General features: G+C 68.2%; 8 protein-coding genes and 1 pseudogene. 2 read left to right on the top strand and 7 right to left on the bottom strand.

The features are described from left to right. Positions 1-256: 256 nt before the first annotated feature. Both purF and A5646_RS12530 read right to left on the bottom strand, forming a co-directional pair. Positions 257-1438, bottom strand: a pseudogene (gene purF, locus A5646_RS12535) (amidophosphoribosyltransferase); the annotation flags it as partial. A gap of 137 nt (positions 1439-1575) precedes the next feature. After that, the gene (locus A5646_RS12530; RefSeq protein ID WP_067021937.1) at positions 1576-1965 is read right to left on the bottom strand and encodes a sterol carrier family protein; all 390 of its coding nucleotides are present in this window, start codon (positions 1963-1965) and stop codon (positions 1576-1578) included. Between the two features lie 19 nt (positions 1966-1984). On the opposite strand from A5646_RS12530, the gene A5646_RS12525 reads away from it, so the two are divergent. After that, positions 1985-3199 carry an MCE family protein gene (locus tag A5646_RS12525; RefSeq protein WP_067021935.1) on the top strand — a complete coding sequence of 405 codons (1215 nt, stop codon included), beginning with the start codon at positions 1985-1987 and terminating at the stop codon, positions 3197-3199. A 3-nt stretch (positions 3200-3202) separates the two neighbouring features. Here the strand turns inward: A5646_RS12525 and A5646_RS12520 are convergent, their stop codons facing one another. The 3 genes from A5646_RS12520 to A5646_RS12510 all read right to left on the bottom strand — a co-directional run bounded on the left by A5646_RS12520 (position 3203) and on the right by A5646_RS12510 (position 6999). Beyond that, on the bottom strand, positions 3203-3832 hold the full coding sequence (locus A5646_RS12520; protein WP_067021933.1) for a CPBP family intramembrane glutamic endopeptidase: 630 nt from the start codon (positions 3830-3832) through the stop codon (positions 3203-3205). 19 nt (positions 3833-3851) lie between these two features. Further along, on the bottom strand, positions 3852-6149 hold the full coding sequence (gene purL / locus A5646_RS12515) for a phosphoribosylformylglycinamidine synthase subunit PurL (protein ID WP_067021931.1): 2298 nt from the start codon (positions 6147-6149) through the stop codon (positions 3852-3854). Positions 6150-6213: 64 nt separating this feature from the next. Next, on the bottom strand, positions 6214-6999 hold the full coding sequence (locus A5646_RS12510; RefSeq protein ID WP_067021928.1) for a helix-turn-helix domain-containing protein: 786 nt from the start codon (positions 6997-6999) through the stop codon (positions 6214-6216). Between the two features lie 124 nt (positions 7000-7123). On the opposite strand from A5646_RS12510, the gene A5646_RS12505 reads away from it, so the two are divergent. Beyond that, on the top strand, positions 7124-7519 hold the full coding sequence (locus A5646_RS12505) for a nuclear transport factor 2 family protein (RefSeq protein ID WP_066865480.1): 396 nt from the start codon (positions 7124-7126) through the stop codon (positions 7517-7519). A 7-nt stretch (positions 7520-7526) separates the two neighbouring features. On the opposite strand, the gene A5646_RS12500 is transcribed toward A5646_RS12505, so the two are convergent. Then, entirely contained in the window at positions 7527-7874 is a 348-nt protein-coding gene (locus A5646_RS12500; RefSeq protein ID WP_067021926.1) for a VOC family protein, read from the bottom strand. 48 nt (positions 7875-7922) lie between these two features. Further along, positions 7923-9278 carry a multicopper oxidase family protein gene (locus tag A5646_RS12495; protein ID WP_231998305.1) on the bottom strand — a complete coding sequence of 452 codons (1356 nt, stop codon included), beginning with the start codon at positions 9276-9278 and terminating at the stop codon, positions 7923-7925. Positions 9279-9295 lie beyond the last annotated feature (17 nt).

Raw genomic sequence — 9295 nt, 5'->3', positions numbered from 1 at the left:
CAATCATCGTCGTCGACGACTCGATCGTGCGCGGCAACACCCAGCGTGCCCTGTTGCGGATGCTGCGCGAGGCCGGCGCCGTCGAAGTGCACGTGCGGATCGCCTCACCGCCGGTCAAATGGCCCTGCTTCTACGGCATCGACTTCCCGTCACCGGCGGAGCTGATCGCCAACGCGGTCGAGGACAAGAAGGAGATGCTCGAGGCGGTGCGGCATGCCATCGGCGCCGACTCGCTGGGCTACATCTCGCTGCGCGGCCTGGTGGCGGCCTCCGAGCAGCCGGCCTCGCGCAGCATCCGCAACAGGGCACGCTGGGTGTTGCCGCGCACGATCGAGTCGTCGACGACGATGAGTCGCTTACCTCGGATCACCTCGCGAAGGGGGTTGAGCTTCAGCCGGATGCCGAGCTGGCGGATGGTCTGCGACGGCTGGATGAAGGTGCGCCCGACGTAGGCGTTCTTCATCAGCCCCTGGCCGTAGGGAATGCCCGACTCCTGGGCGTATCCGACCGCGGCGGGCGTGCCCGACTCGGGGACGCCGATCACCAGGTCGGCCTCCACCGGACGTTCGCGGGCCAGCCGGCGGCCGATCTCCACCCGGGTCGCGTGGACGGACCGTCCGGCGATCGTGCTGTCCGGTCGCGCCAGGTAGACGTATTCGAAGACGCAGCCCTTGGGGGTGGGGTTGGCGAAACGCGTGGAGCGGACGCCGTCGGCGTCGATCGCCAGCAGTTCGCCCGGTTCGATGTCGCGGACGAACGAGGCGCCGACGATGTCGAGCGCCGCCGTTTCGGAGGCCACCACCCAGCCGCGATCCAGCCGTCCCAGCGAAAGTGGCCGCACCCCATGGGGATCGCGACAGGCGTACAGCGTGTTCTCGTCCATGAAGGTCAGGCAGAACGCGCCGCGCACGGTCGGCAGCAGGTCCAGCGCCGCCTGCTCCAGGGTGGCGTCCGCCGCGCCGTGGGCCAGCAGCGCGCCCAGAATGTCGGAGTCGGTCGTCGCCGGTGCGGGGGCGCGTTTGGCGATCAGCCCCTCGTCGCGGGCGCGGGCGGCGAGCTCGGCGGTGTTGACCAGGTTGCCGTTGTGTCCCAGCGCCACCCCGGTGCCGGCCGCGGTGTTGCGGAACACGGGCTGGGCGTTCTCCCAGGTGGTGTCGCCGGTGGTCGAGTAGCGGCAGTGCCCGATGGCGACGTGGCCCTGCATGGCGCCCAGCGTCTGCTCGTCGAACACCTGGCTGACCAGGCCGAGATCTTTGAAGACCAGCACCTGGGAACCGTCGGCGACGGCGATGCCGGCGGCCTCCTGGCCGCGGTGCTGCAGCGCGTACAAGCCGTAATAGGTGAGTTTGGCGACGTCCTCGCCGGGGGCCCAGACTCCGAATACACCGCATTCTTCGCGGGGTGCGTTGAAGTCCTCTTCGGGTTCTTGGACGGTCACGATTAGGCAGCTCCCCGGGGAACGGTTGGTGACGTAACGGAGTCTACGGGCAGCGCCGCCGCGCCGACGAATCCGCCGGGCGTGTTGCGCGACAAAATGCCAGCGCAAATACCTAAACCTGCAGTTCAGGGTTATGTTCAGCCGAGATCGAACAGCGGCAGCCAGTGTTCAATCTCACCCGCTCGCGAGCCGGAAAGGCGCAGCGCACCGGTGCGCTGCGCCTCGCCGAACGGCAACTCCCCGATGGCCAGCAGCAGCCAGGTCCGCGGGTCGGTTTCCACCACGTTGGGCGGTGTTCCGCGGGTGTGCGTGAGCCCGGTGATGCACTGCACCGCGACGAACGGCGGGACGCGCAACTCCACGCTGCGCCCGGGCGCCACCGCGGCCAGGGTGCGGGCGGTGAGCCGGACGGCCGTCGCCAATTCCTGCCGCTCGGGCTGCGGACCGGATTCGTCGCGCAGCCACTCCGCGACCGCCAACACGGCCTGCCGGGCCTTGGCCGGATCGGCTTTGTCGCGGGGGGCCATACCCTAGGGTCTCAAAACCATGGAGCCCCGTCGCCCAAGGGCGCGGCCGCCGTACCGTACCGCCGGCCTGGTGACGGTCGTGATCATGGGATTGCTCGGGTCGCTTCTGTACCTGCAATTTCGCGGCGCCCTGACGCCGACCACGAAGTTGACCATGGTGGCCGCCCGGGCGGGTCTGGTGATGGATCCCGGTTCCAAGGTCACTTACAACGGGGTGCAGATCGGCCGAGTGTCCAGCATTTCGGAGACCACGCATGGCGGCAGGCCGGCCGCCAAGATAGTCCTGGACGTCGCCCCGAAATACGTCAAGCGGATCCCGGCCAACGTGGTCGCCGACGTCAAGGCGACCACGGTGTTCGGCAACAAATATGTTGCCTTAAGCGCACCGAAACAGCCTGCAGCACAAACGATCACACCGTCTATGGTGATAGATGCAACATCGGTGACCACCGAGTTCAACACCCTTTTCGAGACACTCACCTCGATCGCGGAGAAGGTCGATCCGGTCAAACTGAACCTCACACTCAGCGCCGCCGCCCAGGCGCTGAGCGGAATGGGCGAGCGGTTCGGTGCCTCGCTCGCCGACGGCAATGCCGTCCTCGACGACCTGAACCCCCGGATGCCGGCCCTGCGCAACGACATTCGGCGGCTGGCGGCCCTGGACGATACATATGCGAACGCCTCTCCCGACCTGTGGGACGCGCTGGACCACGCGGTGACGACCGCGCGCACACTCGACTCGCGGCACCGCGACCTCGACGCCGCGCTGCTGGCGGCCGCAGGGCTGGGCAACGCCGGCGCCGACGTCTTGGGCCGCAGCGGGCCATTCTTCGTCCGCGGCGCCGTCGACCTGGTTCCCAGCAGCCAGCTGCTCGACGAATACAGTCCCGAAATCTACTGCACCATACACAACTTCGACGAAGTCGCGCCGAGAATCCACAACGCGCTGGGCGATAACGGCTACTCGCTGGGCGCCCACGCCTCAGGCGCCATCGCGGGGGCGCCCAATCCCTATATCTGGCCGGAGAACCTGCCCCGCACCAACGCCAGGGGCGGCCCGGGCGGACGGCCGGGCTGTTGGCAGAAGATCACCCGGGAACTGTGGCCCGCGCCGTTTTTGGTGATGGACACCGGCGCAAGCATGGCTCCTTACAACCACTTCGAGGTCGGTTCGCCGCTCGCGGTGGAATTCGTGTGGGGCCGCCAACTCGGTGACTACACCATCAATCCCTGACCGTCAGCGGCGCGACGACTGCACCGCCAGCACCGCGATCGCCCCGGCTTCATTGATGGCCAGGTGCGCCAGCGTGGGTGCGGCCAGGCTGCCGGAACGATCGGCCAGATAACCGAATAGCCAGCCCGCGATCCCGGTCACCAGCACGGTGCCGGCCACCGGCTCACCCGTCGCCCGCGCGTCGGCGATGTGCGAGAGACCAAAGGCGCTGGCCTGCAACAGTCGCCCACCGCGTGCGCCGAAAGCGACGGCGCCGGCGGTGGCCAGCGCACCGCGAAAGGCGGACTCCTCCGACCACACCGTGCCCACGGGTATCCGCAGCAACAGCCACTCCGGCGACGCCGCCGGCGGCTCGCGGCCGGCCATCGATCGGCGCACCGACGCCAGCTGAGTCGTCGCGGCCACGGTGGCCGCCGCCGAGCAGGCGAACAGGGAGCCCAGGCACAGGCCGGCCCACAGCCGGGGCGGCCGCAGGCCCAGCGGAGCGCGCGTGACCAACACGAGCAGCCCACCCACCGCGGCCTGCAGCGCTGTCCGCCAGTTGGCCGGCAGCCTAGGACTGACGAAACTCCAGCCGACCAGGGCGGCGGCCAGCGACAGGGCGCGGATCCGACGAAAGGCCATGTCGGACATCAGGATTCGCCGCGAGCACTCATCCGAAGAGCCGCGGCAACACCGCCTCGGACGTCTCGCGCAATTCGGCCAGGGTGATCGTGAACAGGCCCTGCACCTCCACCGCGTCGGAGGCCTGGTCGACGACGCCGATGCGCACCGCCGCCAGCCCCCGCGCCTCGCACATCGACCGGAACCGGCTCTCCTCGGTGCGCGGCACCGCCGCCAGCACGCGGCCGGCCGACTCGGAGAACAACGTCACGAACGGATCGGCGCCCTCGGGAAGCACGATGCGGCAACCGGTTTCACCGGCCAGGGCCGCTTCGACGACGGCCTGCGCGAGGCCGCCTTCGGACAGGTCGTGCGCCGCGGACACCAGGCCGTCGCGCGATGCCGAGCGCAGCACCTCACCCAGCAGCTTCTCGCGGGCCAGGTCCACCTGGGGCGGCAGACCGCCCAGGTGGTCGGCGGTCACCTGGGCCCAGATCGAGCCGTCGAACTCGTCGCGGGTCTCGCCGAGCAGCATGAGGGTTTCCCCGGGCTCGGTGCCCAGGCCGGTGGGGATACGCCGGGCGACGTCGTCGATGACGCCGAGCACCCCGACCACCGGGGTGGGCAGGATCGCCGCCGAGCCCGTCTGGTTGTAGAAGCTGACGTTGCCGCCGGTGACCGGAATCCCCAGTGCCACACAGCCATCGGCGAGTCCCTTGACGGCCTGCGAGAACTGCCACATCACACCGGGGTCCTCGGGTGAACCGAAGTTCAGGCAGTTGGTCACCCCGACGGGGGCCGCTCCGGTGACCGCGACGTTGCGGTAGGCCTCGGCCAGCGCGAGCTGGGCTCCGGCGTAGGGATCCAGCTTCGTGTAGCGGCCGGAGGCGTCGGTCGACAAGGCGATGCCGCGGCCGGTGGACTCGTCGACGCGCAGCACGCCGCCGTCGGCGTGCTCGGCCAGCACCGTGTTGCCCCGCACGTATCGGTCGTACTGCTCGGTGATGAAGGCGCGGCTGCACAGGTGCGGGCTGCCCAGCAGCGCAAGCAAAGTGGCGCGCAGTTCGTCACCGCTGGACGGTCGTGGCAGCCGGGTCGACCTGTCCGCGTTCAGGGCATCCTGCGTGTCGGGGCGGGCGACCGGTCGCTGGTAGACCGGGCCTTCGTGGGCGACGGTGCGCGGCGGGACGTCGACCACGGTCTGGCCGTGCCAGGTGATCCGCAACCGGTCGCCGTCGGTGACCTCGCCGATCACGGTGGCCAGCACGTCCCACTTGCGGCACACCGCCAGAAAGGCGTCGACGTTGTCCGGGGTGACCACCGCGCACATCCGCTCCTGGGACTCGCTGCACAGGATCTCCGCGGGCGTCATACCGGTGGTGCGCAGCGGCACAGTCTCCAGCTGGATCGCCATGCCACCGTCGCCGGCAGAGGCCAATTCCGAAGTGGCGCATGATAATCCAGCGCCACCCAGGTCCTGGATGCCGACCACCAGATGACCGGCGTACAGCTCGAGGCAGCACTCGATGAGCACCTTCTCCATGAACGGGTCGCCCACCTGAACCGAGGGCAGCTTCTTGCGCGAGTTCTCCGCGTCGAAGGTGTCCGACGCCAGCACCGACACCCCGCCGATGCCGTCCAGCCCGGTGCGGGCCCCGAACAGGATGATCTTGTTCCCGGCGCCCGAGGCGAAGGCCAGATGCAGGTCCTCTTGGCGCAAGACGCCGACGCACATGGCGTTCACCAAGGGGTTGCCGGCATAGCACGCGTCGAAGACGGTTTCGCCGCCGATGTTGGGCAGGCCCAACGAGTTGCCGTAGCCGCCGATGCCGCGCACCACGCCGTCGAGCACGCGGCGGGTGTCCGGCGCGTCGGCCGCGCCGAACCGAAGCTGGTCCATCACCGCGACCGGTCGCGCGCCCATCGCCATGATGTCGCGGACGATGCCGCCGACGCCGGTGGCCGCACCCTGGTAGGGCTCGACGTAGGACGGGTGGTTGTGCGATTCGACCTTGAAGGTGACGGCCCAGCCGTCGCCGATGTCGACGACGCCGGCGTTCTCGCCGATCCCGGCCAGCATGCCGGTGCGCATCTCGTCGGTAGTGGTCTCGCCGAAGTAGCGCAGGTGCACCTTGGATGACTTGTAGGAGCAGTGCTCGCTCCACATCACCGAGTACATCGCCAGCTCGGTGTCGGTGGGGCGACGGCCCAGGATCTCGCGGATGCGCTGGTACTCGTCGTCTTTGAGGCCCAGCTCGGCGAACGGTTGCGGCTCGTCGGGAGTGGTGGCGGCGTGCTCGACGGTGTCGATGGCCTGGGTGGGCGCGCTGGTCCCGGGGACAGTCACGCCAGACAGTCTAGGGCTGGGCGGCGTGCAGGCGCTCTCGCCGCCCCAGCAGGCATAGCGGGACCTAGACGCCGCGGAGCAGGTCTGCGGTTTCGGTGTCCGCGGGGTAGAACAATTCGACGGCCAGTTCGGCGAGGGTGACCTCCAGCGGCGTCCCGAACGTCGTCAGCGTGGTGAACATGGACAACCGTCGGCCCCCGCCGACGTCGAGGATGAACGGAATGAGCAGCGACGCGCTCTCCGGCGTGCGCCGCGCTTCGGCCGCGGCAGCGACACCCGGGTAGTCGCGCACCTCCTTGTCGAGCGCCGCCAATCCCGGGTCGCCGGTGAGCGCGACGGTGCGCCGCAGTTGGTTCAGCAGGTAGCCGGCCCAGTCCGGGAAATTCAGGGTGCGTCCGGCCAGGCCGTCGGGGTGCAAGCACAACCGGTAGACGTTGGCCGGCGGCCCCAGCAGCTCCTCGGGTAGGCCGGCGGTCAGCGCGGAGGCTGCGGCGTTGGTCCCCACGATGTTCCAGCAGCGGTCGATGAGGATGCCCGGGTAGGGGTCGTGCGCATCGAGCAGGCGTTGCACCGCTTCGCGAGCCGGGGAAAGGGCGGGGTCCTCCAGCGGGCGCGATTGGTAACGCGGCGCGAAACCTGCGGCGAGCAGCAGCGTGTTGCGTTCCCGCAGTGGTATATCGAGTCCGTCGGCGAGGGTGAGCACCATTTCCGGACTGGGGCGCGAGCGTCCCGTCTCGATGAAACTCAGGTGCCGCGCCGAGACGCCGACGCTCAGCGAGAGATCGAGCTGACTCACGCGCCGTCGCGTCCGCCATTCGCGCAACAAGGCACCGACCGCCGCTTGACTCACCAGGCCACGGTAACCACGTCTGTGCGCTCACGGCGATGACCTCTCAGGTAATTGCGATGCCGCACTGCGCGGCGACACGCTTGCTGCACGCGCTCGATCGGAGCGCCCGATCCAAGGAGGAACCATGACGGACGTCCAATCTGCGCCGAAGTTCAGCGCCGAGGTCTTCGCTGCATACTGGGCCGCACCCACCATGTCGCGCGGCTTCGACATCCTCGCCGAGGACATCGTCGGCTACTGGCCCGGCGATGCGGAGCCGGTCCGGGGAATCGAGGCGTATACGGCGAAAATCGCCGAATTGCTGGAGGCTGCACCCGATTTGCGACTCGAGGTGATCGACAGCGCTACCGTCCCTGCTGCCGCCGAAGGTGAGGAACTCGTGTTCTTGCACTACGTCGGTCATGGCACCGGCCCGGACGGACCGTTTCAGATCCGGGGCATCGACCGGGTCCGCACCCGCGACGGGATCGTGGTGGAGAACGTGATCCGCTACGAGCCGGCTTTCCTGGGTCAGCGCTGAGCGAGCGCTACTGACGCACGACGCAGAACACGTTGCCCTCGGGGTCGGCCAGCACCACCCACCGGAAGGTGTCGCCGAATTGGTGCCGGCCGACCTCGGTCGCTCCGGCCGCCGTCAGTCGGGACACCTCGGCGTCGACGTCGGCCGCGCTCAAATCGAGGTGCACGCGGTTCTTTCCGGGCGTCGGGTCGGGCACCTTCTGGAATCCGAGCCGCAGCCCTTCCGGAAAGGTCACCGCGGTGAACTCGCCGGCGAGCACATCGTGCGTCGAGCCGCCGAACTGGGCGGCCCACCAGGCGGCCAGCTTCGCCGGGTTGTCACAGTCAAAGGTCAGCATCTCCACGTTGAGCGCCATAACGCCAGACCCTAGGCGTGATGGGGCCCGGGCGGAAGGAACGCGCGGCTAATCCACCGTCACGAAGTCGGCCATCATGGCCATGTCTTCGTGCTCGAGATTGTGGCAATGCAGAAGGTAGGAACCGGTGTAGTCGGTGAATCGGATGAGGACTTCGACCGCCTCGGCCGGCCGGACGTCGACGGTGTCCTTCCAGCCCAAGTCGAACCGTCCCGGTGCGCGATTGTTGCGTGAGATCACTTGGAACGGGTTGAGGTGCACGTGGACGGGATGGTGGAATTCGGTGATGAACCGCCAGATCTCTGCGGTACCGAGCTTGGGACGCGCCAGCGCCCGGCCCGGTTGATACGACAGGTCGTTGATCGTCCACGCGCCCCCTCTTCCGAGGCGGAAGAGGAACGTGCGGGTGGCCACGGCATCGTGTCGGTTAAGACCCGCTGCGCTACTGCTGAGCAGTTCGGGGATGGCCGACTCATCGGAGCGGTCGGCGCCGACGATGTCGAATCGCATGACCTCACCGGCGTTTTCGGTACCCAGCAGGTTGACCAGGCGCACGCTTGTGCCGCGCCGGTACCGGCTGAAATCGACCACGACATCAAAGCGTTCGGCCGGAGCGATGTCGATGAAATCGTGGCCGACCGGTCGCGCGAGCAATCCGCCATCACTGCCGATCTGCACCAGCGCCGACCCGCCGGGCGGCTGTGGGTCTAACTGGAGTCGATAGCGACGGGCGTTGGATGCGTTCAGTAGCCGCAAGCGATAGCGGGCGGGGTCGGTCTCCAACACCGGCCACGGCGCGCCGTTGACGAGGATGACGTCACCGAGGACGCCATTCATGTAGTCGCCGGTTACTCCGCCGCCGTCCGCGGCGGGGTACCGAAAGGAGCCATCGGCGGCGAAGGCACGATCGGTGATCATCAACGGAATGTCGCGCTCGGCGCGAGGCAGCGGCAATGCGTCTTCCTCATCGTCATGGATCACGTGAAAACCGGCCAGGCCGTGCCACACAGCGGCGCCCGTATACCCCATGCGGTGATCGTGGTACCACAAGGTAGCGGCCCGCTGGTTCATCGGATAAACGTATTCACGCTGTCCGACAACGCTATTGCGCGTCATGCCATCCGCACTGGATTGATCGCCTTGGGGCAGGATGAAGTCGACGGGGTATCCATCGTGGTCTTGCGGGGTGTGCCCGCCATGCAGATGCACCACGACCGGCACCGGCAGAGCGTTGCGATGCCGCACCACGGCTCGTCGGCCGGACCGGGAAACGATGGTGGGGCCGGGAAAAGTCGTGTTGTACGTCCATGCCGCAGTGGTCAACTCGGGCAGTATGCGCAAGTGCGAGATCTGCTGGGTGATCTCGTAGTAGTCGGTGCCGGCATCGCTGCTGACCGGTGCCAATTGCTCCGGGATCGGCA

This window comes from Mycobacterium sp. 1245499.0 (genome assembly GCF_001673615.1).
Taxonomy (GTDB): Bacteria; Actinomycetota; Actinomycetes; order Mycobacteriales; family Mycobacteriaceae; genus Mycobacterium; species Mycobacterium europaeum_A.
The sequence above is the reverse complement of the archived record's forward strand: the minus strand, read 5'-3'. Positions and strand labels throughout refer to the sequence as shown.

Coding starts and splice junctions, on each gene's coding strand:
- A5646_RS12530 (WP_067021937.1), bottom strand. CDS start 1,965: ATGGCCCCCCGCGACAAAGCCGATCCGGCCAAGGCCCGGCAGGCCGTG.
- A5646_RS12505 (WP_066865480.1), top strand. CDS start 7,124: ATGACGGACGTCCAATCTGCGCCGAAGTTCAGCGCCGAGGTCTTCGCT.
- A5646_RS12525 (WP_067021935.1), top strand. CDS start 1,985: ATGGAGCCCCGTCGCCCAAGGGCGCGGCCGCCGTACCGTACCGCCGGC.
- A5646_RS12500 (WP_067021926.1), bottom strand. CDS start 7,874: ATGGCGCTCAACGTGGAGATGCTGACCTTTGACTGTGACAACCCGGCG.
- A5646_RS12520 (WP_067021933.1), bottom strand. CDS start 3,832: ATGTCCGACATGGCCTTTCGTCGGATCCGCGCCCTGTCGCTGGCCGCC.